We start from the raw sequence: 22,312 nt of genomic DNA, 5'->3' as shown, positions 1-22,312 counted from the left end.
TGCCGTGGCCGTATGGTCGAGGAATGGAAACAGGTTCACCCGCCGAAACCAGCGCGCCCGGTCCGGCGAATTCGGTGCGCGTCGAACACGCGGGCCCGGTCACGACGGTGATCCTGGATCGCCCACACGCCCGCAACGCGGTGGACGGCCCGACCGCTCACGCGCTGGTGAAGGCGTTCCGCGCGTTCGACGCCGACCCCACCTCCTCGGTCGCCGTGCTGTGGGGCGAACACGGCACCTTCTGCTCCGGCGCCGACCTCAAAGCTCTCGGCACCGAGAACAGCAACCAGGCCACCGAGGACGGTGACGGCCCGATGGGCCCGACCCGGCTGCGGCTGTCCAAGCCGGTGATCGCGGCGGTGTCCGGGTACGCCGTGGCGGGCGGTCTCGAGCTGGCCCTGTGGTGTGATCTGCGAATCGCCGAGCAGGACTCCACCTTCGGCGTCTTCTGCCGCCGCTGGGGCGTCCCGCTGATCGACGGCGGCACCGTGCGCCTGCCGCGCATCGTCGGTGAAGGCCGCGCACTCGACATGATCCTCACCGGCCGCCCGGTGAGCGCGCCCGAGGCGCTACAGATGGGCCTGGTCACCCGTGTCGTGCCCACCGGCGAGGCCCGCCGCGTGGCCGAGGAGCTGGCCGCCCAGCTCGCCGCGCTCCCCCAGACCTGTCTGCGCACCGACCGCGCCGCCCTGTACGACCAGTACGGACACACCGAGGAGGAGGCGCTGCGCGTCGAATTCCGGCACGGCATGACCGCCCTGACCGGCGGCGCACTCGACGGCGCCGCCCGCTTCGCCGCGGGTGAGGGCAGGCACGGTAGCGCCGACCACCGCTGATGGACCGCCTCACGGTCGTCGACGAGATCTTCCTGCGGACCCACCGCGGGATGGGCACCCCCATCGCACTACAGGGTCTGTGGCGTACTCCCGATGCGATGGAACCCGCGCTGTTGCAATCGATTCACGATCGCTTGCGTGTAGGCAGGCTCGGCCGCAGGGTGGTCGACTCCCGGGTTCCCGGCGCCCGCAGAGGCTGGCAGCCCAACACCAGCGCCCACCCCCTCGACCTCCTGCCGAACCGGACCGCGATCGCCGAGACCGACTGGCCGGCAATGCCGATCGCCCACCGCGATTCCGGTCGCGGTGCCGGCCCACTCCCCGCCCACGCGGTCCTGCCATGGGCCGACAGCCTCGGCACCGATCTGGACCCGGAGTTCGCGCCCGGCTGGCGTCTGTCCGCCGCCCGCCTCGACGACGGCGGAACCGTTGTCGCCCTGACCTGTTCGCATGTCCTGGCCGACGCCCGTGGCCTGATCCACGCCGTCACCGCCGCCCTGCGCTCGCTCGATCCGGCGCACGCCTCGATCGGCCTACTGCCCGCCGGTGAAACGCAGTACCGAACAACGTCTTCGGAGTGGACGGATGCGGTCTCCCAGTGGGTCACCATCTTCGGCGGCACGACCCGTGCGCTGTTACGCAGGTTCCCCCGGCGGTCGGCACGACCGGCCACGGACCACGTTCCGCGCGAGCCCGCGTCCAGCGGCACTCCGCCGGCGAATCCAGGTTCCCCCAGCGACCGGCACCTGCGCCCCCTCCTGCTGACCTTCGATGCCGCCCACTGGGACACCACCGCGAACACCCTCGGCGGGACCCCGAACAGCCTGTTCATCCACTTGATCGCGAATATCCTGTGGCAGAACGGCTTCCCGAACCCGATCATCACCGCGAGCCTGCCCGTCGACACGCGCGACGAACCCCGAGTCGACAACGATCTCGCGGTGACCGAGATCGCCATCCACCGCCTCGACACTCCCGCGACCATTCGCGACAAGGCCAGGTCCGCCTATCAGCACCGAATGTCGAGCCCCGCGGGCCTGCCCGAGGAGATCCTCCAGGTGATCCCCGACCGCTGGGCCTACACCCTCAGCAAGGGCGCGGGCGAGCGAGACATCCTGTGCTCCAACATCGGCACCCTCCCCGACGCGGTGCGAAGAGTCGGCCCACACGACTGCACCCGGGTGGCCGCCCGCGCGATCCACCCCGGCATCACCACCTTCCCCCGCACCCAGCTCGCGGGCTACCTCTCCCACCTCGGCGATACCTACACACTCGCCCTGGTCAGCCTCGCCGCCGACAACGATTCCCTGTCCGACGCCGTCGACAAGACCTGTGCGGCAACGGGATTACATCCCGCGCCCTGGTAGTCAGCCGGCGGCTATCCCCGTGAGCAAGGCACGCAGCCCCCACACGAACTGATCCTCGGAGTTCCACGCCGCCATCGCGTCGACCTGCGCGGCCGAGCGTGGCCAGCGATCGCCGTCGAGCAGGGCCAGCCCCTCGCGACGTTGCGCGACCCGCTCGGATTCCGGGGTGAGCGGCGGCTTTCCGTCGGTTTCGGCCACCGTGAGCGCTATGCCGCCCAGCACCTGCACGATCACCGCGTACACGCCGTTCGCCTGCCTCGCCTCCGACAAACCGCCCCGAGCCAGGCACCCGAACATCGCCTCGCCGACATCGCTCGCCGACGGCCCGTCCATCGGCCCCGACATCATCAACAGCGCGACCGCCGGATGCGCGAGCAGTTCCGCGCGCAGGCCGAGCGCGAACCGGATCACCGCGTCGGCCCACTCCACGCGGGGGTCGCGCAGGGGTTCGAGGGCAACCGCCGAGAGCACGCGTTCGATCACGGCACGCTCCAGATCGGCCCGGCTCGCCACGTAGGTGTACACCGCGTTGGGGTTCACCCCGAGCTTGCCCGCCACCGCCCGGATCGACAGCGCCCCGGTCCCGCCCCCATCGAGAAGCTGTAGCGCGATGTCCACCACCTGCTCTTCGGTGAACGAGCGCCGCGCCGGCCGCGCCGCGCCGCCACCTGTTGACTTCGCCTTCGACATGCGGTGAACTGTACCCCGTACAGCTACCTGTACTCCGTACAGCCAGAATGGATTCTCATGCGAACCAAGCCATGGACCGCCATCACGCTGCTGATCAGCGCCCCGATTCTGATGAACCTCGCCTTCGTCGGCCTCGGGATGACGTTCGACTACCCCGACGTCCTGCAATTGCCCGCCACCGAGGTCCTCGCCCGATTCCGGGCCGAGCAGACCACGATCGTCACGCTGTTCGCCCTCCTCGCAGCCGCGGCGTGCGCTTTCGTCCCGCTGTCCGTCCTGATCGGGCGCCTGGACGACTCCCCCACGATGCGCTGGGCGGTGCGAGCCGGCGTCGCCGCCGCCCTCGTGCAAACGATCGGCCTGCTGCGCTGGCCGCTACTGGTCCCCACCCTGACCGACGCGGACACCTTCGAACGACAGCACACCCTGCTGGGCACCCTCCTGGGCGAAACCGCCGGGTACACCCTCACCGCGATCTGGACCGCGCTGGTCATCGCGGCCCTGCGCACCCCGCGGTGGTTCGCCGCCCTCGGTTACACCAGCGCCGCCGCCATCGCGACCGGCGTCGTCATCCCGCTCGGCATCGAGCCCGCCGCCGTCGTCAACTTCCTCGGCTACGTGTTGTGGAGCGGGTGGCTGCTGAGCTTCGCGGCCCTGCTGGGCCGCGGCGCGTTCGCGCGTCAGGTCGCCGTCATCCCGACGAGCAGCACGCGAAGCCCCCAGACGAACTGATCAACGGAGGTCCAGGCGGCGATCTCCTCCCGGTGCGCCGCGGTACGCGGCCACCGGGTCGGATCCAGGTCGCGCAGAGCCGCGCGGCGGGCCGCGATCCGCTCGGATTCCCCTGGCAGCGGTGGCTTTCCGTCGGTTTCGGCCACGTCGAGGGCGATCGAACCGAGGACGTACACGAACACCGCGTAGACCCCGTGCGCGCGGATGGGCGCCTGGAGGCCACCGCGTGCGAGGCAGACGAACAGCGCCTCGGTCATATCGCGCGCCACCGGCCCGTCGGCCGACGGACTGTCCATCGGCCCCGACATGATCAACTCCGCCACCGCGGGGTGGTCGAAGAGCCGACCGCGCATGCTCAGCGCGAACTGGATCACCGCCGCGGTCCACTCCACACCGTCGTCGGTGAGCGGCCCGAGCGACACCGACGACAGCACGTTTTCGATCACCGCGCGTTCGAGGCCGTCCAACCCACCGACGCGGGCGTGCACCACGTCCGCGTCGACCCCGAGCCGTCGCGCCACCGCCCCGACGGACAGGGCCACCGCGCCGTCCTCGTCGACGATGCCGAGCGCGGCGGCGGCGATCTGTTGCTCGGCGGGCGGGCCACCGACGTCCGTACCTGGGGTTTTCACCTCGGACATGCGTCGAACTGTACTCCGCGAACCCCCGCGGAATCCGGCACCGATCAGGGTGTCAGGCCGAGCCGGGTGGCCAGCCACGGCAGCTGATCACGCAGCCCGAACTCCCACAGCGCGAAGTTGTGGCCACCGGGGAGAATCCGCAGCCGCACATCCATCCCCGCCTCCTCGGCCGCCTGATACATCCGCTCCACCTGCGGCCGGTACATCTCGTCGTCGGCGCCGACGACGAACGCACCGGCGGAATCCGGATACGCCCGCGTCCGCAGCAGGTCGAGCGGGTTGACCCGTAACAGCGCCTCGGTATCCCCGCCGAACGCGGCGTCCACCGTGCGCCGGCGGTCGCCCAGGGTCGGTTCGTCCTGACCGGACATATCGAGGAAGGTGGGATAGACCGCCGGATAATTGGTGGCCAGTTGCAGCGCGCAGGTGCCGCCGTAGGAGAGTCCGCCGATCGCCCAGGAACGCGGATCCGGGTCGATCTGCAGATTCGCCCGCGTCCAGTTCGGCACATCGACGGCCAGGTAGGTGGCGACATTGCCGAGCTTCGAGTCCAGACACAGCGGGTTCGCCAGCTGGGAGCCGGTCCCGTCGGCCACCACGACGACCGGCGCGAGCCCGTTGTGCGCGCGGGCGAACGAATCCATGGTCTCGGCCAGCTGCCCACCGACGAACCAGTCCTGCGGCGCGCCCGGCTCACCGGCGAGCAACACCAGCACCGGCAGCAGCGGACGCGGATCCGCGAAATAGGCGGGCGGCAGATAGATCTGGGCATCACGCGCGGCGAATCCGGACGCCGTCGGCGGCACCGTCGCGGTCAGTACTCGCCCGCCGTCGGGCAATCCGCCCGGCGCGTGCCAGGCCGGCTCGAGCGGACGCGCGCTGATCACCTGCTCGCGCCGCGTCAGCTCACGGGCGTCGATCCGGTCGACCTGTTCCACCCCGAACGCCGCGCCCACCGTCGGATACGACGCGTACTCCCGGTTGATCCCGACTCCCACCGCCACGAGCACCGCCGCGGCCGCGAGCACGGTCACCACACCGGTCCACACGGTCCGGCGCACCAGAATTCGCGGGACCACCAGCAGCACCGCGGCGACCGCGATCCCGATCAGCACGTACACCGACACGGCGATCGGATCGGGAAACGGCCGCCACACCTCCTCCACGAACAGGTACAGCGCCACGGTGAACACCACCGCGGCCAGCACCACGATCGGCATGATCGTCGTGACATATCGTCGTACGCGAGGTAACAGCAACCAGACCGCACCCAGGGCGCCCAAGATCGTCAACGCCACCGGCAGCCATCCGGTGAGCAACGACAGATCGGTGATTCGCGTCATCCCTGACCTCCGCAGATGCCACCTCGACCGCCCTAGCGCACGCATCGCGGTCGTGGTGCGGCCGCGATGACATACGGTACACAGACGACCTCACCGCGCCGGTGCGGCGCACTCGCAGCAAAGGGTGGTTCTATGAACGACAACGCGGCTGCCCCCGAATCGGCGCCCTCGCGCGGCGTCGCCTTGGCGCACACCGTGATCCGCCGGATGCCGTTCACCCTCGGCTTCCTCCTCGTGGTCGCGATCCTCGGCGTCGCCAGCGGTGGCTTGTGGCGCAGGCTCGACGAACGTTCCTGGTATCCCGATATCGCCTACGGCTGGCCCCCGCTTACCGAGGGCAAGTGGTGGACGCCGCTGTCCGGCTGGTTCTTCGGACTCACCCCCTTCCAATACTTCTGTATGGCAGTTATTTTCGCGGCGGCGGTCGGCTGGACGGAGTGGCGGCTCGGCACCGTGCGCACCGCACTGGTCTGTCTGTCGGGCCAGCTGATCGGCATTCTCGGCGCGTCGGTGACGGTCGGGCTGCTGGCCCACACCCATCTCGATTGGGCCGACCGGCTTTCCGAGGTCCGCGATGTCGGATTCACCACGGCCGCGTTCGCGGCGCTGGCCGCGGTCTCGGCGACGCTGCGGTCGCCGTGGCGCCTGCGGGTGCGCGCCGTGCTGATGGCGCACGTGGCGCTCACGTTCCTGTTCGAGTCGACCTTCGCCGATCTCATGCACCTCATCGCGATCGCCGTCTGGCTGCCCGCGGGCGAAAAGCTGTTCAGCCGCACCGAACACGGCTTCTGGCCACGTACCCGACGTGAGGTCCGCATGCTGGCCTTCATCGGACTGCTGGTGATCGCGACAGCCTCGGTGGCGGTGTACTTCTTCCCCGGCAACAGCCTGCTCGGTCCCACCGAGAACGAACGCGGCTCGCTGTGGAGCACGATCCTGACCGTGGTGGTGATCACGGTGGTGGCCGAGCAACTGCGGAAAGGCAGGCACTGGGCGTGGTGGGGCACTCTCGCCTACGGCCTGCTGCACGTGGTGTTCACGCTGGTGCTGCTCGGCGTGGCCATCGGCACCGACTTCGAGACCGAAGGCGCGGTGACCTTCGGAACAGGTCTGCTGTGGGCGGTCGAGGTGGCGCTGCTCTACAGCGGCCGCGGCGCGTTCCGGGTGCCAGTGCGGCGCAAGATCACCGACGGCGCGCTCACCGGCACCGATCCCGGACAAGCGGTGCGTGCCCTGCTCGCCCGCTACGGCGGCAGCACCATGTCGTGGATGGCGACCTGGCCGGAGAACAAATACTGGTTCGCCGCCGACGGTGAACGCTGCGTCGCCTATCAGCGTCACGCGGGCACCGTCATCGTGCTCACCGATCCGATCGGCCCCACCGATCTGCTCCCCGCCACCATCGCCGGATTCACCGATCGCTGCGAAGCCGACGGACTCGTCCCGTGCCTGTTCTCCACCACCGAGGCGGTCGCCGAGATCGCGGGCGAACTCGGGTGGCGCAGTGTGCAGATCGCCGAGGACACCATCGTCGATCTGCCGCAGCTCGAGTTCAAGGGCAAGGCGTGGCAGGACATCCGTTCCGCGATCAACAAGGCGAACAAGGAGGGCATCGAGTTCCGGCTCGTCGAGCTGGCCGACGAACCGTTCGTGGTGATCGCCCAGGTGCGCGCCATCTCCGAGGAGTGGGTGGGCGAGAAGGGGCTGCCCGAAATGGGATTCACCCTCGGCGGCGTGGAGGAGGCACTCGACCCGGCCGTACGGGTGGGGCTGGCCGTCGATGCCAAGGGCGGCGTACACGGTGTCACCTCGTGGTTGCCCGTCTACGGCCCCGGCGACGAGATCCGTGGCTGGACTCTCGACGTGATGCGCAGGCGCCCCGACGGGTTCCGGCCGGTGGTGGAATTCCTCATCGCCTCGTCCTGCCAGGCGTTCAAAGAGGAAGGTGCCGAGATCGTTTCGCTGTCGGGCGCACCGCTGGCACGCAGTGCGGGTACCGACGGCGCCGAGCCCATCGATCGTCTGCTCGAGGGGCTCGGCGCCGCGATGGAGCCGTATTACGGCTTCCGGTCACTGCATTCGTTCAAGGCCAAGTTCCAGCCCCGCCACGAGCCGGTGTACCTGTGCTACCGCGACGAGGCCGACCTGCCCCGTATCGGCATCGCCCTGACGAAGGCATACCTACCGGAGGTCTCCGCCAAGGATCTGATGACACTCGGGGCGTCCGGCAAATAGACGCCGACGCGCGGATCTCAACGCACGGGCACCGCGACCGGCGTGACCCGCGCACTGACGTCAGCGGGCACGTCGATGCCGGGTTCGAGGTTGCCGGCCGGGATCGGCTCGCCCCACACCTGTCGCAGCGGCAATACCCCCGCCCACACACCGCCGGTCGCGATGTCGCCCTCGTCGTCGTTCGGCCCGCCCGAACGCACCTTCACCGAGGCCTCGGTGAGGTCGAGCGCGAGCACCATCGTCGCCGCCATCTCCTTGCGGTTGGGCGGGCGTACCCGATCCCAGGCTCCGGGCGCGGAGTGCTCGACGATCGCCCGCAGCGCGCTGTCGCGCTCGGCCTCGTCGGTGACCAGCACCGCCCTGCCCCGGATCACCGCGGAGCGGTAGTTCATCGAGAAGTGCATGGCCGAGCGCGCGTACACCAGCCCGTCGACGTGGGTCACCGTCAGGGAGATATCGGTGTCGATCGCGGCGCGCATATTGCCCGCGCCGGTGGATCCGTGCAGGTAGAGGGTGTCGCCGACGCGTCCGTAGATGGTGGGCAGCGCCACCGGCGATCCACCGAGCAGCACGCCGAGGTGGCACACCAGGCCCGCGTCGAGCACCGCGTCCAGTGCCGCGCGGTCGGTGACGCCGCGTTCCTTGGAGCGCGTCAGCGTGGTGCGCGGGGTCGGTGACAGGGGGTTGCGGTTGACGTCGTGCGTGCTCATAAGATGAGCTTCGCCGAAGAAGTGGACTACGCGTAGATCCAATTCAACAGAATTTCAACAGGCCAATTCGAGGTGGGCGATGCTCGACGACCTTCCGATCCCGCTCGACCGCACCGCCCCCGAACCGCTGTCGGTGCAGGTGGCCGATGCCCTGCGCGCCGCGGCGACCGATCGGGTGCTGCGCATCGGCGACCGGCTACCGTCCTCGCGCGCCCTGGCACAGCGACTCGGGGTGAGCCGGGCGGTGGTGGCCGTCGCCTACGACCAATTGCACGCGGAAGGCTGGCTCACCGGCAAACACGGCTCCGGCACCTACCTCAGCACCGCCCCCGCCACCGCGCCACCGTCCACCGGCGCCGGCGACGGTGCCGATCCCGACGCGGGCCTGCTCGATCTGGGTCCGGGTGCACCGTGCGCCGAAGCCGTCGACTCCGCCGCTTGGCGCCGCGCGTGGCGGGCGGCCGGCGACCAAGCTCCCGAGGCCCGCAAGAACCGTGCGGGCGAACCGGACTTCCTGGCGGCGGTCGCCGACCACCTCCTGCGCCATCGGGGCCTGGCGGCCGGCGCCGGATCGGTGGTGCTGGCCACCGCCGGTACCAGCGCGGCGGTGGGTGAGCTCGCCACCGCGCTGCTCCGTCCGGGCGACACCGTCGCCATCGAGGATCCCGGCTACCTCCGCGCCGTCGGCGCCCTCCGAGCCGTCGGCATCGAGGTGCTGCCGGTGCCCGTCGACGCCGGGGGTTTGTGTGTGGATCGGATTCCGCCCGGCGTTCGCGCGGTGTATTGCACACCGGCACACCAGTTCCCGATGGGTGCGATGATGCCCGCGGCGCGCCGGGTCGAGCTCATCGAATTCGCCAGAAGAACCGGCGCTTTCATCATCGAAGACGACTACGACGGCGAATTGCGTTACGACACAGCGCCGTTACCACTGCTCGCGGCGATGGCACCTGATGTCGTCGTCCATCTCGGCACCACCAGCAAGATCATTGCCACCACCCTCGGCGTGGGCTGGCTCGTCGCCCGCCCCGACATCACCGACGCGGTGCTCACCCACCGCGCGGAGATCGGCAGTTACCCGAGCCCCGCCGGGCAGCGGATCCTCAGCGAATTCGCCCGCCACGGCGACCTGTCCCGGCACCTGCGCCGGCTCCGCAGAGTGGTCCCGCCACGACGCGCCCTGGTCGTCGACGCGCTCACCCGCCGCGGGCTCCCCGTCATCGGCGACGACGCGGGCTCGCACGTCGTCGTCGAACTCCCCGGCCCCGCCGCCGAGCGCCACGCCGTCGACGCCGCCCGCGCCCGCGGCGTCCTGCTCGACGGTCTGGCCCGCCACCACCTCGGCGAACCACACCACTTCGGCGTCGCCATCGGCTATACCGCGCTGAACAGCACCGACCTCGCCCGCGCCATGCCCGTCGCGGCCGACTGCCTCGCCGAAGCAGCACGCTCCGCCGGACCCGCGCGGTCGTAGCATGGACCAGGAACCGGCACGACCCCTCCGACTATCGAAGTGGTGAGAGCATGACTGATCAGGACATTCTGGCGCGGATCAAACAGCTGGTCGACGACGAGCACTCGCTGCGAGCCAAGGCCACCGCGGGCGAGATCGACCCGGTAGCCGAACGCAAGCAGCTGGCCGAACTGGAAGTGATGCTCGATCAGGCCTGGGATCTGTTGCGGCAGCGACGCGCCCGCAGCGGCTCCGGCGAATCTCCCGAGGACACCGGGCTGCGTTCCCCCCGTGAGGTCGAGGGCTATCTGCAGTGACCGAGCTCGAGTACGACGTCATCGTCATCGGTGCCGGCCCGGCGGGTGAGAACGCCGCCGCCTACGCCATCGCGGGCAGCGACCGCACCGCCGCCCTGGTCGAGCGGGAACTGTTCGGCGGCGAATGCAGCTACTGGGCGTGCATTCCCAGCAAGGCACTGCTGCGCCCCGGCGCCGTACTCGACCTCGGCGAGGCGATGCCGGGGGTGAGCGCGAGTGGCCCGCAGGTGGCCGACATCCTCGCCCGCCGCGACGCCTTCGTGCACGACCACGACGACAGTTCCCAGGTCGAGTGGGCGAAATCGACCGGCATCGACACCGTCCGTGGGGCCGGCCGTCTGGTCGGCGAACGACTCGTCGAGGTAAGCACCGACGACGGCGTGAAGCGCTTGCGCGCCCGGCACGCCGTCGTCCTGGCGACCGGCACCACCGCCACCATCCCGGACATTCAGGGCGTGCGCGAGGCGCTGCCGTGGACCTCCCGCGACGCCACCAACCTGACCGTCGTCCCGCGCCGGGTCGCCATCATCGGCGGCGGTGTCGTCGCCTGCGAAACGGCGACCTGGCTGGCCGAACTCGGCGCCGAGGAGGTGACCCTGCTGGTCCGGGGTGACCGCCTGCTGCCGCGCAGCGAGTCGTTCGCGTCGGAGCTGGTGCTGCGGGGCTTGCGTGACACCGGAAACGTCGAGGTGCGGTTCCACACCGAACCGTTACTGGTCTCGCGCCGCGATCCCGAGGACACCGGCGTCGGCCGCCTCCACGGCGGTCCGGTCACCCTGGTGCTCGGCGACGGCGAACTCGAGGTCGACGAACTCGTCGTCGCCACCGGCCGTGGCCCCGCCACCGCGGATCTCGGTCTCGACGCGGTGGGGCTGCCCGCCGGCTATGTCGAAGTCGACGACCAGCTGACCGCGCGTGCAGTGTCCGGCGACTGGCTCTACGCCGTCGGCGATGTGAATCATCGTGTGGCGCTGACACATATGGGCAAATACCAGGCGAGGGTGTGCGGTGACGTGATCGCCGCCCGCGCGGAGGGCAGGCCACTCGACGGCTCGCGGTTCACCGCGAGCGCCGACCATCAGCAGGTTCCCCAGGTCGTCTACACCGCACCGGAACTCGCCTCCGTCGGCCTCACCGAACACGAGGCGCGCACCGCCGGACACGCGGTGGACACCGTCGAGCTCGACATCGCCGTCGCGGGGTCCGCGCTCTCGCGTGACGACTTCCACGGCCGCGCGAAACTCGTGATAGATACCGCCGCCGACCGTATTCTCGGCGCCACCTTCGTCGGTCCCGATATGGGTGAGCAGTTGCACGCGGCCACCATCGCGGTGGTGGGACGGGTGCCCATGGAGGCTCTGTGGAACGCGGTGCCCGCCTTCCCCACCGTCAGCGAATTCTGGCTCCGGCTGCTGGAAGCCTGGCGCGAGAAGACTATTTGAGCAGCCGCGACATCCGCCGGTCGGCGAGCACCTTGCCGCCGGTCTGGCAGGTGGCGCAGTACTGGAAGGACCGCTCCGCGTAGGACACCTCACGCACGGTGTCACCACAGACCGGGCACGCCTGCCCGGTTCTGGCGTGTACCCGCATGCCCGAACGCTTTTCGCCCTTCAATCGGGCCGCGTCCTGTCCCACCGAACGATCGACCGCGTCGAGCAGCACCGTGCGCATCGCGATGTACAACTGCGAAACCTTTTCCGCGGACATCGTTCTGGTGTTCGCGAACGGGGAGATCTTCGCGGTGTGCAGGATCTCGTCGGAATAGGCATTGCCGATTCCGGCGATCAGAGTCTGATCCACGATCGCGGTCTTGATTCGCTGCGATGTGCTTTTCAGCAGCGCGGCGAATTCGTCCTCGGTCAGTCCGAGCGCGTCGGGTCCGAGCCGTGCGATCCCCGGCACCGCCATCGGATCCTCGACGACATACACCGCCAGCCGCTTCTTCGTCCCCGCCTCGGTCAGGTCGATCGCGGGCGTGGCGCCCTCGGGCGTGAAGAAATGCACGCGCAGCGCCAGCGGGCTCTTACCGCCCGGCTTGGGCGGCAACGGATTCGGCTCATCGACCCAGCGCAACCATCCGCCGCGCGACAAATGGGTGATCAACCACAGTCCGCCACAATCCATTCCGAGGAATTTCCCCCACCGCCCCGCACCGGTGACATCGCGGCCGGACAACGCGGTGACCGGCGGATCGAATGTCTTCACCGCACTCAGGGCCGCCACATCCACACGGCCGACCACAGCGCCGACGGCATGATCCCGAAGGAACTGCGCCAACGCCTCTATTTCCGGCAGTTCGGGCACGGTTGCCAGTTTAGCTATTCATCGTGCGTCGGCGTGGGATCCGTCGCGGAGCAGATAGACATCCATGATCCAGCCTTTTTCCGCGCGCAGTTCCGCGCGGCGGGCCACGATGCGGCTTTCGACTTCGCGCAGATCGCCTTCGATCAGGATTTCGTCGGGCATGCCGAGGTAGGCGCCCCACCAGATATGGATGTCGTCGCCACGGACCTCGGTGAACGAGCATTCGCCGTCCAGCATCACCACGGTCGACCCGGGTCCGAGCCCTTCTTCGCGCAGTCTGCGCCCTGTCGTGACGTGGACGGGCTCACCGATCCGGTGCAGCACCATGCGGTGGCGGGCGGCGAGCGCGGCGATGCTGGTGACGCCGGGGATCACCTCGTAGTCGAAGTCGGCGCGCCCGCGCGCCAGCACGTGCTCGACCATGCGCAGGGTGCTGTCGTAGAGCGCCGGATCTCCCCACACGAGGATCGCGCCGACGCCGTCCACCTGGTCGAACGCGGCTTCGAGGAGTTCGGAACGCCGTTCGTGCCAATCGACGACGACACCGGCGTAGTCGGCGGGAGTGCGCTCACGCGGCGGATCGGTGATCTCGATGATCCGATGCGGCGTGTCCACGTGTTCGGCCAGGATCGTGGTACGCACGTCGACCAGTTCCTGTTTCTCGGCGCCCTTGCCGATCACGAAGAAGGCCTCGGCCTTTCGCATGGCCTTGATCGCCTGCATCGTCACCTGGTCGGGGTCGCCGGCGCCGATGCCGATCACGTAGAGCTTGCGCATAGCCGAAGAGCTTGCCAGGTGCCGATCCGCAGAGCCGACCCCCGTAGAATCGCAAGACGTGGCCACCCCTGATACGCAGTACGAGGATCTGCTCCGGCACGTTCTGGAGCGAGGCACGCCCAAGGCCGATCGCACCGGCACCGGAACCCGCAGCATCTTCGGTCACCAGCTGCGCTACGACCTGGCTGAATCCTTCCCGCTGATCACCACCAAGCGGGTCCACATGAAGTCCATCGCCTACGAACTGCTGTGGTTCCTGCGCGGCGACTCCAATGTCGCCTGGCTGCGCGAGCACGGCGTGACCATCTGGGACGAATGGGCCGACGCCAAGGGTGAGCTCGGCCCCGTCTACGGCGTGCAGTGGCGCTCGTGGCCCACCCCCGACGGCACCCACATCGACCAGATCGCCCAGGTGCTGCACACCCTGCGCACCGACCCCGACTCGCGCCGGATGATCGTCTCGGCCTGGAACGTGGCCGACCTGGACAAGATGGCGCTGGCCCCCTGCCACGCCTTCTTCCAGTTCTATGTCGCCGACGGCAAACTGTCCTGCCAGCTGTACCAGCGCAGCGCCGACCTGTTCCTCGGTGTGCCGTTCAATATCGCCAGCTACGCCCTGCTCACCCTGATGGTCGCCCAGCAGACCGAGCTCGAGCCGGGCGAGTTCATCTGGACCGGCGGCGACGTGCACATCTACGACAACCACGTCGACCAGGTCCGCGAGCAGCTCAGCCGCGAGCCCTACCCGTTCCCGACGCTGCACCTGCGCCCGGCGACGAGCCTGTTCGACTACGCCTACGAGGACATCGAGCTGTCCGATTACAAACATCACCCCGGCATCAAGGCGCCGGTGGCGGTGTGAAGCAGATCGGCCTGATCTGGGCGCAGGCGAACGACCGGGTGATCGGTGTCGACAACACCATTCCGTGGCGGGTGCCCGAGGATATGGCGAATTTCCGCGACACCACCATGGGGCACCCGGTGATCATGGGCAGACGGACGTGGGATTCGCTGCCCGCGAGCTTTCGTCCGCTGTCCGGCCGGCGCAACATCGTGGTCACCCGCCAGTCCGAGTGGGCGGCCGACGGCGCCGAACGCGCCGCCTCCGTGCCCGACGCGCTGACGATGACCGGCGAGTCCGACACCTGGGTGGCGGGCGGCGGCGAGATCTACCGCGCCGCGCTGCCCTCGGCGACGACGCTGCTGGTCACCGAGGTCGACACCACCGTGGCAGGTGATGCCTTCGCCCCGGTCATCGGCCCGGAATGGCATGCGGACGACGCCCCGTGGCTGACCTCGAAAACCGGTCTGCGCTACCGCATTCGCCACTACACCCGCGGCTGACAACACACAGCTAACGGTCGCGGCAAAACGCCCGAACGCGTGGGCGCCGTCGGGCATACTCCTGGCAAGACCTGCCCGCGAGATGCCTGCGAAAGGCCCGATCCATGGACAAGAAATCGCTGACCGCGGTGGCCCGTCAACAGCTCAAGCTGGCGGCCACCTCGACGAGCGGCCGGAGTTCGCAAACCCTCATCGGTGGCCATACCCATGCGCTGCGCCAGACGGTCGTCGCACTCGCCGAGGGACAGAGCCTGGCCGAACACGACAATGCGGGTGATGCCACCATCCAGGTGCTCTCCGGCACGCTGGTGCTGATCGCGGGCACCGACGAGTGGAAGGGTTCGGCAGGCGATCTCATCGTGGTGCCGCGCGCCCGCCACAGTGTCAAAGCTGTGGACGACGTCACATTTTTGCTGACCGTCGCGAAATAGCAGGTCGATCGCCCGAAAACATCTGACACCTCGAGGCGTTGATCGGACCTGTCGGTGCGGAGCCGTACTGTGGACGCCATGGGTGAGCCACAGCCGATCCTCGATCCACTCACGCCGTCCGCGATCTTCCTTGTCGCCACCATCGATTCCGGTGGCGAATCCGCGGTCCGCGACCTCTTGGCAGACATCTCCGGATTGCGCCGTTCGATCGGTTTCCGGGTGCCCGGTGAAGGATTGACCTGCGTCACCTCGATCGGCTCGGCGGCCTGGGACCGGCTCTTCGTCGGCCCGAAACCCGCTGAGCTGCACGAGTTCCCGGGTTACAACGGCCCGATCCACAGCGCCCCGGCCACCCCTGGCGACCTGTTCTTCCACATCAGGGGCGAGACCCAGGGCCCGTGCTTCGAACTCGCCATGGTGATCGGCGCCCGCCTCAAAGGCGCGGCGACCATCGTCGACGAGACGGTCGGGTTCCGCTATTTCGAGCAGCGCGACCTGCTCGGCTTCGTCGACGGCACCGAGAACCCCGAAGGCCCGGGCGCGGCCTCGGCGGCGCTGATCGGCGACGAGGATCCCGAGTTCACCGGCGGTAGCTATGTCGTCGTGCAGAAGTACACCCACCCGCTCGACCAGTGGAACGCGCTGTCGATCGAGGAACAGGAGCGGGTGATCGGGCGGACCAAGCTCGCCGACTACGAACTGCCCGACGACGTGAAACCCGCCGACTCGCACGTCGCGGTGAACACGATCACCGACCCCGACGGCACCGAGCGCCAGATCGTGCGCGCCAACATGCCGTTCGGCACCATCGGCGCCGGCGAGTTCGGCACCTACTACGTGGCCTATGCCGCCACCCCGAGCGTCACCGAACGCATGCTCGAACGGATGTTCCTCGGTACCAGCGAGGCGGCTTACGACCGCATCCTCGACTTCTCCTTCGCTGTTACCGGCACGCTCTTCTTCACTCCCACCGTGGATTTCCTCGATGACCTGCCCGACGCACCCGACACGGCAGCCACCGAGGTCGAGCCGGCGACACTGTCCGAAATCGTCCCCGTCGAACGCGCGAACGCGGCGGCAGCCGCTCGCTCGGACGGCTCCCTCGCAATCGGCACGATGAAAAGGAGTAATTGAATGAACAACCTGCATCGCGAACTCGCGCCGATCACCGGCGAAGCCTGGTCGCAGATCGAGGAGGAGGCAACCCGCACGTTCAAGCGCAATATCGCGGGTCGCCGGGTGGTCGACGTGTCGGGACCGCACGGCTTCGACTTCTCGGCCCGCAACCTCGGCCGGGTCACCTCGATCGCCTCGCCCGACGACGGCGTGCAGGCTCATCAGCGCGTGATCCAACCGGTCATCGAGCTGCGGGTGCCGTTCACCCTGCAACGCTCCGAGCTCGACGACATCGAGCGCGGAGCGGGCGACGCCGACCTCGACAACCTCAAGGACGCCGCGCAGAAGATCGCCTTCGCCGAAGACCGTGCGATCTTCGAGAGCTACGCCGCCGCGGGCATCACCGGGATCCGCGAGGCCGCCTCGAACTCCCCCGTCGCCCTTCCGGGCAATGTCGTCGACATTCCCGATGCCATCTCGCACGCCCTCACCGGCCTGCGCCTGGCCGGCGTGCAGGGCCCGTATTCGGTGGTGCTCAGCGCCGAGCTGTACACCCAGGTCAGCGAGACCTCCGATCACGGTCACCCGATCCGGACCCACATCGAGCGGCTGATCGACGGCGAGATCATCTGGGCGCCGGCGATCTCCGGCGGTTTCGCGCTCACCACCCGCGGCGGCGACTTCGAGCTCGCGCTCGGCCAGGACCTGTCGATCGGCTACCTCAGCCACGACGCCGAGACGGTGCAGCTGTACTTCCAGGAGACCTTCACCTTCCTCGTCGAGACCTCCGAGGCAGCGGTGTCGCTCGGCTCGTGAGCCCACGGCGGTGCGCACCGCTAGGGTGAGCCACGAATCGTGATTCGCCGATCGGCGCGAGCATCGGGCCCGGCGAGCTGGAGAGGGAGGTCCGCATGTCGGTCGTGCGTGCCGGTGTGGTGTCCACCAGGCGGAGTCTGTTCTATTGCTTGATCGCGGTCCTGGTCACCACGGGCGTCGTCGGGTTGTTCCTGGCGATGTTCGGGGTGAACCGGGTGATCACCGGGCTGCTGGTCGGGGCGGTCGGCGGCTTCGCGGTGGGTGTCGCGCTGTTCGTCCGTGACGTCATCGAGTTGCACGAGCACGCGATCTACGCGCGGACCCCGTTCCGCTCGTCGACCGTGCCGTGGGACCGCGTCGTCGCGGGCCGCTTCACCCTCGACGAGCACGCCCGCTGGGCACTGGCACTCGACCTGAACGGCGAGTCGGCCGACGAACTGGTGCTGCTGTCCATCCCACCGGTGATCCGCCCCGTCACGGGCGCCTACGACATGCGCAAGCGCGAACAGGTGAGCGAGATCCGGGAAATGCTGCGCGCCAAGCGAATCCCGATCACCGTGCTGCCCGAGATCGCGGGCGCACTCAACCAGCACTGGCAGATCGCCCCGCCGACCGCCCGCTGAGACCGCTACGCACTCGCCTCGGATTCGAACCTGCGCCGGTAGTCCGAGGGCGACACCCCGAGCCGCGTGACAAAGGCCCGGCGTAGTGCCTCGGCGCTGGCGAAACCCGCGCCGGAGGCGGCCCGGCTCACCGAACTGCCGGCTTCGAGCTCGGCCCGGGCGAGATCGAACCGCACATTCGCCGCGTACTCGGCCGGGCTGAGCCCGGTCTCCTCGGTGAACAGGCGGGTGAGGTGACGGACGCTCACATTGACGTATCGCGCGAGGTCGCCCACGCTGTGCCGCGCGGCGGGGTCCCTGGCGATCAGGTCGGTGACCACGCGCACCGGACCGGGCGGCAGGGCGACGGCGCGCATGGGCGTCGAGAACTGGGTCTGCCCGCCGGAACGCTGCAGATAGACCAGAAGCCCCTGAGCGACCTGGCGAGCGATGTCGGTGCCCAGATCGTCCGCCACCAACGCGAGCGCGAGGTCGATGCCCGCCGCGACGCCCGCCGAGGTCGCGATGTCGTTGTCCCGCACGAAGATCCGGTCCGCCTGCACGTCGATCCGGGGATACCGGCGGGCGAGCTCGGCGGCGAATTTCCAGTGTGTGGTCGCGCTTCGGCCGTCCAGCATCCCGAGTTCGGCCAGCACGAAGGCGCCACTGCAGATGGACACGACCCGACGGCTGCGCGCCGCGAGAACGCGGGCGGCCTCGACCAGATCGGGACGCACGAACTCGGCGGGGCGCACTTCGCTGCCGGGCACCACGAGCGTGTCGAGCAGGGGCGCATCCGCCACGGAAGTCGTCACAGCAACTCCCTGGCCCACCGAGCTGTGCACCGGTGCGCCAGTGGGCGAGATCAGCACGATCTCGTAGGCATCGGCGAACTGATTCGCCTCGACGAATACCTCTGCGGGACCGACGTAGTCGAGTGCCTTCACCCCGTCGAACAGGAGAAACCCGATACGCCGTGTACCACTGGAAGTAGTGTGATGTAGGCGATTCCAGGGTGTAGACATGCCGATAAATCTACTGTTTGGCCGGAATGGCGGGATCTTCGGCCGTTCCGGTGGGCGACAGCGCACCGGCGCTCGACAACTATGGGCAACCTACTCGTCCGCATCTCCGACAGGAGCACAGCACAATGCCCTACTTCACCACCACCGACGGCACCGAGATCTATTTCTCCGATTGGGGCACCGGACAACCTGTCGTCTTCAGCCACGGCTGGCCGCTGAGCTCCGACGCGTGGGCACTGGAGCGCAAGACCTTCGCCGACGCGGGCTACCGCGTCATCGCACACGACCGCCGCGGTCACGGCCGGTCCTCGCAGCCGTGGCAGGGCAACGACATGGACACCTACGCGCGCGATCTCGCCGAGCTGATCGAGTCACTCGACCTGCGCGATGTCATCGTGGTCGGGCACTCGACCGGAGGCGGCGAAGTCGTGCGTTACGCCGCCCAGCACGGTGTGGACCGGGTCGCCAAGGTCGTCACCATCGGCGCGGTACCGCCGATCATGGTCGCCACCGAGGCCTATCCCGACGGCTTGCCGATGGAGGTGTTCGACAATATCCGCGCCGGGGTGCTCAGCGACCGCTCCAGCTTCTATCAGGAGCTCGCCCCCTCGTTCTTCGGCTTCAACCGCGAGGGTGCCGTCGTCTCGAAGGGCGCGCAGGACGACTTCTGGCGCCAGGGCATGCTCGCGGGGATCCAGGCCGCCTACGAGTGTGTCGCCGCGTTCTCCGCGACCGACTTCACTGAGGATCTGAAGGCGCTGCGGGTGCCGGTCTTCATCGCACACGGCGACGACGACCAGATCGTGCCGATCGCGAATGCCGCGCTGAAGTCGATCGAGCTCGTCGAGAAGGGAACGCTGAAGGTGTACGCGGGCGCACCGCACGGCGTCTTCGGCGCCTATCAGCAGGAGCTCATCCAGGACATCCTGGCGTTCATCCGAAGTTGAGGTATCGCGGCGCTCCTCGCCCACCGGGTACCGCGCCGGCCTCTCAGGCGGGAGCGATCTCGCCCAGCCGTGCGAGGAGCGCCGCGGCCGATGCCCGCACCGCACCCGTGTCGCCCGGGTAGCCGACGATGCGCAGAACGGCGTCCGGGATGACGCGCTCGGTGTCCACGCCCGCCGCCCCCTCGTCGTACCTGATCGCGATCACCGTCTCCACCAGACGGAACGGCAGGATCCGCGCGTCGCCGGATTCCCCCGCTGCCGTCGATGCCGCGGCGGCCAGACGCTCGTAGTGTCCGCGCAGTTCGTCACGTCGTCGCCGGAACGCGACGAAGCGTTCCGTGCGCAACTCCGGCAGCAGATACAGCGCGCCCAGATTCCACCGCGCCGTCCGCAATTGGCGCACGTCGAACAGGGCAAGAGCGTAGAGCTGGGTCGCCGCGCCGTCCGGTTCGGTCATCATCCGCTGCGCCAGTTCGACCGGTCCCGCCACAGTTTCGGCCAGTAGCGCGTCGAGGATGTCGTCCTTGGCGGCGAAGTGGTGATACAGCGATGCCTGCCGGATGCCGACCGCGTCGGCGACTGCCCGCGTCGAGGTGTTGGCGTACCCCTTGGTGGTGAAGAGCTCCGCCGCCGCGTCGAGGATCTCCGCGCGCGGCGTAGTTCCCTGCCTGCGCCGCTGTTCCAGCCGGGGACGCCCGGGACCGAGATTCGCCACACCGAAGATTCTGTCATCGGGCCACGACCTGCACCGCAGCGGGCAGCTCACCAGCGAGAATGCCCGGCCGTCGAATTTCTGTCATTTGACAGAAACTCACGCAACGCAGAAGTTACCGCGGGGCGTCCAGTCGATACACGCACGACACCGTTCGAGCGATCGCGCGCGCAAAACTATCGACTGATAGATATTGGCCGAACCGCTGAAGGACACCGACATGGCCACGACATTCGAATCCCCCGCCGCCCCACCCGAACTCGGCCGCGACAGCGCCGATCTGGCAGCCTTCGGCTACACGCCGGTCCTGCACCGCAAACTGGGGCGTTACGCGTCCTTCGCGGCAGGTTTCTCGTTCGTCTCCATCCTCACCACGATCTTCCAGTTCTTCGGCTTCGGCTATTCGTTCGGCGGCGCCGCCTTCTTCTGGACGTGGCCGCTGGTGTTCGCGGGCCAGTTCCTGGTCGCGCTGAACTTCGCCGAGCTCGCCGCCCGCTACCCGATCTCCGGCTGTATCTATCAGTGGTCACGTCGGCTGGCCGGCGGGCTGATCGGCTGGTTCGCCGGCTGGATGATGGTGATCGCGCAGGTCGTGACCGCCGCCGCGGCCGCCATCGCACTCCAGGTGGTGCTGCCCTCGATCTGGAGCGGATTCCAGCTCATCGGCACCGACACCGCGCTGACCTCCCGCGACGGCGCGATGAACGCGGTGCTGCTCGGCAGCGTGTTGCTCGTCGTCACCACCACCATCAACGTGATCGGCATCGACCTGATGTCGAAGATCAATTCGGTCGGTGTCACCGTCGAGATCGTCGGCGTGCTGGCGATCATCGCGCTGTTCTTCGCCAACACCGAGCGCGGCCCCGATGTGGTGTTCCAGACCGACCAGGCCTCCCCCGGCCCGTACTGGGCGGCGTTCCTGGTCTCGGGCCTGATGGCCGCGTACGTGATGGTCGGATTCGATTCCGCCGGTGAGCTTTCCGAGGAGACCAAGAACCCGCGCAAGGTCGCTCCCCGCACCATCCTGCTCGCGCTGGCGGTCTCGGCACTGGGCGGTGGCCTCATGCTGCTCGGCGCGCTGATGGCGGCTCCGAGCCTGTCCGACGGCGAATTGTCCACCGGTGGACTGGCTTACGTCATCACCTCGAAGCTGAACAGCCCCGCCGGTTCGGTGCTGCTCGGCTGTGTCGCGGTCGCCGTGATCGTGTGCACCCTCGCCATCCAGACCGCGGGCTCGCGCCTGATGTTCTCGATGGCCCGCGACGGCAAACTGCCCTTCGCGAAGGCCCTGTCCACCGTGCACCCCCGCTTCGGCACCCCCGTGTGGCCCGCCGTCGCGATCGGCGCCCTCGGCATCGGCCTGCTGGTCCTGAACCTCGGCAACCCCGCCATCTTCGCCACCCTCGCCAGCGTCTGCATCGTCAGCCTGTACCTGGCCTACCTCCTGGTCACCGTGCCACTGCTGCTGCGCCGCATCCAGGGCCTGCCCGCCCCCGACGACAAGACCCTGTTCCACCTGGGCCGCCTTGGCATCCCCATCAACGCCCTCGCCGTCGTCTGGGGCATCGCCATGGTCATCAACCTGGCCTGGCCCCGCCCCGAGGTCTACACCCCCGCCGGCGGCAGCTGGTGGCAACTCTGGGCAGGCCCCCTGTCGGTAGCCGTAATCCTCACCACCGGCGCCATCGTCTACCGCTCGGTAGTAGCAGCCAAAACCCCCACTCCCCGCATCGAAACCGCCCCTGCCACAACCTGATCCGCCACACCCGGCCCGTCCCCGTCTTCAACAACCCACCCAACCCAGCCACCGCACTCCCGACCCCTAGGGAGGGACGGCCACGAAGTGGCCGGTCCGCGGCCGGGCCGCCGGTCAGGCGCCGGGGCGTAGGCGACGAAGGAGCAAGCCCCGGTGCC

The 22,312-nt window shown here is 68.7% G+C and carries 23 protein-coding genes; 15 read left to right on the top strand and 8 right to left on the bottom strand.

The window, feature by feature from the left end; translation table 11 throughout:
* Positions 1–23: 23 nt before the first annotated feature.
* Positions 24–836, top strand: coding sequence for a crotonase/enoyl-CoA hydratase family protein (locus ACFTS5_RS26280; protein WP_378635876.1), 813 nt, complete (start codon positions 24–26; stop codon positions 834–836).
* Positions 836–2,203 carry a hypothetical protein gene (locus ACFTS5_RS26275; protein ID WP_378635874.1) on the top strand — a complete coding sequence of 456 codons (1,368 nt, stop codon included), beginning with the start codon at positions 836–838 and terminating at the stop codon, positions 2,201–2,203. Before ACFTS5_RS26280 ends, ACFTS5_RS26275 begins: the two co-directional genes overlap by 1 nt.
* Here the strand turns inward: ACFTS5_RS26275 and ACFTS5_RS26270 are convergent, their stop codons facing one another.
* Positions 2,204–2,893 (bottom strand): TetR/AcrR family transcriptional regulator, encoded by a 690-nt coding sequence (locus ACFTS5_RS26270; RefSeq protein ID WP_378635871.1) that lies wholly within the window; start codon positions 2,891–2,893, stop codon positions 2,204–2,206. It lies immediately after the preceding gene.
* A gap of 57 nt (positions 2,894–2,950) precedes the next feature.
* Between ACFTS5_RS26270 and ACFTS5_RS26265 the strand changes: the two genes are divergently transcribed.
* Positions 2,951–3,625, top strand: a complete 675-nt coding sequence (locus tag ACFTS5_RS26265) for a DUF4386 family protein (protein WP_378635869.1) — start codon at positions 2,951–2,953, stop codon at positions 3,623–3,625.
* Here ACFTS5_RS26265 and ACFTS5_RS26260 read toward each other — a convergent pair.
* Entirely contained in the window at positions 3,574–4,266 is a 693-nt protein-coding gene (locus ACFTS5_RS26260; protein ID WP_378635867.1) for a TetR/AcrR family transcriptional regulator, read from the bottom strand. The genes ACFTS5_RS26265 and ACFTS5_RS26260 overlap by 52 nt on opposite strands.
* Before the next feature lie 44 nt (positions 4,267–4,310).
* Positions 4,311–5,609, bottom strand: a complete 1,299-nt coding sequence (locus tag ACFTS5_RS26255; RefSeq protein ID WP_378635864.1) for an alpha/beta hydrolase-fold protein — start codon at positions 5,607–5,609, stop codon at positions 4,311–4,313.
* A gap of 132 nt (positions 5,610–5,741) precedes the next feature.
* Here ACFTS5_RS26255 and ACFTS5_RS26250 point away from each other — a divergent pair, with 132 nt between their 5' ends.
* Positions 5,742–7,844, top strand: a complete 2,103-nt coding sequence (locus ACFTS5_RS26250; protein ID WP_378635862.1) for a bifunctional lysylphosphatidylglycerol flippase/synthetase MprF — start codon at positions 5,742–5,744, stop codon at positions 7,842–7,844.
* Positions 7,845–7,861: 17 nt separating this feature from the next.
* Here the strand turns inward: ACFTS5_RS26250 and ACFTS5_RS26245 are convergent, their stop codons facing one another.
* A complete protein-coding gene (locus ACFTS5_RS26245) occupies positions 7,862–8,554 on the bottom strand; it encodes a pyridoxamine 5'-phosphate oxidase family protein (protein WP_378635859.1) in 693 nt (230 codons plus the stop codon).
* Positions 8,555–8,633: 79 nt separating this feature from the next.
* On the opposite strand from ACFTS5_RS26245, the gene ACFTS5_RS26240 reads away from it, so the two are divergent.
* From ACFTS5_RS26240 to ACFTS5_RS26230, 3 genes are read left to right on the top strand one after another with little or no spacing between them, the layout of a single operon-like run.
* A complete protein-coding gene (locus ACFTS5_RS26240) occupies positions 8,634–10,028 on the top strand; it encodes a PLP-dependent aminotransferase family protein (RefSeq protein ID WP_378635857.1) in 1,395 nt (464 codons plus the stop codon).
* Between the two features lie 50 nt (positions 10,029–10,078).
* Positions 10,079–10,324, top strand: coding sequence for a DUF2630 family protein (locus ACFTS5_RS26235; protein WP_101465668.1), 246 nt, complete (start codon positions 10,079–10,081; stop codon positions 10,322–10,324).
* Positions 10,321–11,766: a dihydrolipoyl dehydrogenase family protein gene (locus tag ACFTS5_RS26230; protein ID WP_378635854.1), complete on the top strand. Its 1,446-nt coding sequence runs from the start codon at positions 10,321–10,323 to the stop codon at positions 11,764–11,766. Before ACFTS5_RS26235 ends, ACFTS5_RS26230 begins: the two co-directional genes overlap by 4 nt.
* Here the strand turns inward: ACFTS5_RS26230 and ACFTS5_RS26225 are convergent.
* Positions 11,759–12,628 (bottom strand): Fpg/Nei family DNA glycosylase, encoded by an 870-nt coding sequence (locus tag ACFTS5_RS26225; protein WP_378635851.1) that lies wholly within the window; start codon positions 12,626–12,628, stop codon positions 11,759–11,761. The genes ACFTS5_RS26230 and ACFTS5_RS26225 overlap by 8 nt on opposite strands.
* 18 nt (positions 12,629–12,646) lie before the next feature.
* A complete protein-coding gene (gene cobF / locus ACFTS5_RS26220; protein WP_378635849.1) occupies positions 12,647–13,405 on the bottom strand; it encodes a precorrin-6A synthase (deacetylating) in 759 nt (252 codons plus the stop codon).
* A gap of 58 nt (positions 13,406–13,463) precedes the next feature.
* Between cobF and ACFTS5_RS26215 the strand changes: the two genes are divergently transcribed.
* The 6 genes from ACFTS5_RS26215 (at position 13,464) to ACFTS5_RS26190 (ending at position 17,735) form a co-directional block, all read left to right on the top strand.
* On the top strand, positions 13,464–14,267 hold the full coding sequence (locus tag ACFTS5_RS26215) for a thymidylate synthase (RefSeq protein WP_378635846.1): 804 nt from the start codon (positions 13,464–13,466) through the stop codon (positions 14,265–14,267).
* Entirely contained in the window at positions 14,264–14,749 is a 486-nt protein-coding gene (locus ACFTS5_RS26210) for a dihydrofolate reductase (RefSeq protein ID WP_378635844.1), read from the top strand. Before ACFTS5_RS26215 ends, ACFTS5_RS26210 begins: the two co-directional genes overlap by 4 nt.
* Positions 14,750–14,853: 104 nt before the next feature.
* Positions 14,854–15,180: a cupin domain-containing protein gene (locus ACFTS5_RS26205; protein WP_101465662.1), complete on the top strand. Its 327-nt coding sequence runs from the start codon at positions 14,854–14,856 to the stop codon at positions 15,178–15,180.
* Positions 15,181–15,258: 78 nt separating this feature from the next.
* Complete coding sequence (locus tag ACFTS5_RS26200) at positions 15,259–16,314, top strand: Dyp-type peroxidase (RefSeq protein ID WP_378635841.1); 1,056 nt, start codon at positions 15,259–15,261, stop codon at positions 16,312–16,314.
* A complete protein-coding gene (locus ACFTS5_RS26195) occupies positions 16,315–17,112 on the top strand; it encodes a family 1 encapsulin nanocompartment shell protein (protein WP_378635838.1) in 798 nt (265 codons plus the stop codon).
* Positions 17,113–17,207: 95 nt separating this feature from the next.
* On the top strand, positions 17,208–17,735 hold the full coding sequence (locus tag ACFTS5_RS26190) for a hypothetical protein (RefSeq protein ID WP_101465660.1): 528 nt from the start codon (positions 17,208–17,210) through the stop codon (positions 17,733–17,735).
* A gap of 5 nt (positions 17,736–17,740) precedes the next feature.
* Here ACFTS5_RS26190 and ACFTS5_RS26185 read toward each other — a convergent pair whose 3' ends face one another.
* Positions 17,741–18,661: a GlxA family transcriptional regulator gene (locus ACFTS5_RS26185; protein ID WP_378635835.1), complete on the bottom strand. Its 921-nt coding sequence runs from the start codon at positions 18,659–18,661 to the stop codon at positions 17,741–17,743.
* Positions 18,662–18,864: 203 nt separating this feature from the next.
* Between ACFTS5_RS26185 and ACFTS5_RS26180 the strand changes: the two genes are divergently transcribed.
* On the top strand, positions 18,865–19,686 hold the full coding sequence (locus ACFTS5_RS26180) for an alpha/beta fold hydrolase (RefSeq protein ID WP_378635832.1): 822 nt from the start codon (positions 18,865–18,867) through the stop codon (positions 19,684–19,686).
* Between the two features lie 43 nt (positions 19,687–19,729).
* Here the strand turns inward: ACFTS5_RS26180 and ACFTS5_RS26175 are convergent, their stop codons facing one another.
* Entirely contained in the window at positions 19,730–20,401 is a 672-nt protein-coding gene (locus ACFTS5_RS26175; protein ID WP_378635830.1) for a TetR/AcrR family transcriptional regulator, read from the bottom strand.
* 217 nt (positions 20,402–20,618) lie between these two features.
* Here ACFTS5_RS26175 and ACFTS5_RS26170 point away from each other — a divergent pair, with 217 nt between their 5' ends.
* Entirely contained in the window at positions 20,619–22,154 is a 1,536-nt protein-coding gene (locus ACFTS5_RS26170) for an amino acid permease (protein ID WP_378635827.1), read from the top strand.
* The last annotated feature ends 158 nt before the right edge of the window (positions 22,155–22,312 follow it).

The organism is Nocardia sp. NPDC056952, from assembly GCF_042674185.1.
Taxonomy (GTDB): Bacteria; Actinomycetota; Actinomycetes; order Mycobacteriales; family Mycobacteriaceae; genus Nocardia.
The sequence above is the reverse complement of the archived record's forward strand: the minus strand, read 5'-3'. Positions and strand labels throughout refer to the sequence as shown.

Excerpts from the sequence above, each read along its gene's own strand:
- ACFTS5_RS26280 (WP_378635876.1), top strand. The coding sequence starts at position 24 with ATGGAAACAGGTTCACCCGCCGAAACCAGCGCGCCCGGTCCGGCGAAT.
- ACFTS5_RS26275 (WP_378635874.1), top strand. The coding sequence starts at position 836 with ATGGACCGCCTCACGGTCGTCGACGAGATCTTCCTGCGGACCCACCGC.
- ACFTS5_RS26270 (WP_378635871.1), bottom strand. The coding sequence starts at position 2,893 with ATGTCGAAGGCGAAGTCAACAGGTGGCGGCGCGGCGCGGCCGGCGCGG.
- ACFTS5_RS26265 (WP_378635869.1), top strand. The coding sequence starts at position 2,951 with ATGCGAACCAAGCCATGGACCGCCATCACGCTGCTGATCAGCGCCCCG.
- ACFTS5_RS26260 (WP_378635867.1), bottom strand. The coding sequence starts at position 4,266 with ATGTCCGAGGTGAAAACCCCAGGTACGGACGTCGGTGGCCCGCCCGCC.
- ACFTS5_RS26255 (WP_378635864.1), bottom strand. The coding sequence starts at position 5,609 with ATGACGCGAATCACCGATCTGTCGTTGCTCACCGGATGGCTGCCGGTG.
- ACFTS5_RS26250 (WP_378635862.1), top strand. The coding sequence starts at position 5,742 with ATGAACGACAACGCGGCTGCCCCCGAATCGGCGCCCTCGCGCGGCGTC.
- ACFTS5_RS26245 (WP_378635859.1), bottom strand. The coding sequence starts at position 8,554 with ATGAGCACGCACGACGTCAACCGCAACCCCCTGTCACCGACCCCGCGC.
- ACFTS5_RS26240 (WP_378635857.1), top strand. The coding sequence starts at position 8,634 with ATGCTCGACGACCTTCCGATCCCGCTCGACCGCACCGCCCCCGAACCG.
- ACFTS5_RS26235 (WP_101465668.1), top strand. The coding sequence starts at position 10,079 with ATGACTGATCAGGACATTCTGGCGCGGATCAAACAGCTGGTCGACGAC.
- cobF (WP_378635849.1), bottom strand. The coding sequence starts at position 13,405 with ATGCGCAAGCTCTACGTGATCGGCATCGGCGCCGGCGACCCCGACCAG.
- ACFTS5_RS26205 (WP_101465662.1), top strand. The coding sequence starts at position 14,854 with ATGGACAAGAAATCGCTGACCGCGGTGGCCCGTCAACAGCTCAAGCTG.
- ACFTS5_RS26200 (WP_378635841.1), top strand. The coding sequence starts at position 15,259 with ATGGGTGAGCCACAGCCGATCCTCGATCCACTCACGCCGTCCGCGATC.
- ACFTS5_RS26195 (WP_378635838.1), top strand. The coding sequence starts at position 16,315 with ATGAACAACCTGCATCGCGAACTCGCGCCGATCACCGGCGAAGCCTGG.
- ACFTS5_RS26190 (WP_101465660.1), top strand. The coding sequence starts at position 17,208 with ATGTCGGTCGTGCGTGCCGGTGTGGTGTCCACCAGGCGGAGTCTGTTC.
- ACFTS5_RS26180 (WP_378635832.1), top strand. The coding sequence starts at position 18,865 with ATGCCCTACTTCACCACCACCGACGGCACCGAGATCTATTTCTCCGAT.
- ACFTS5_RS26170 (WP_378635827.1), top strand. The coding sequence starts at position 20,619 with ATGGCCACGACATTCGAATCCCCCGCCGCCCCACCCGAACTCGGCCGC.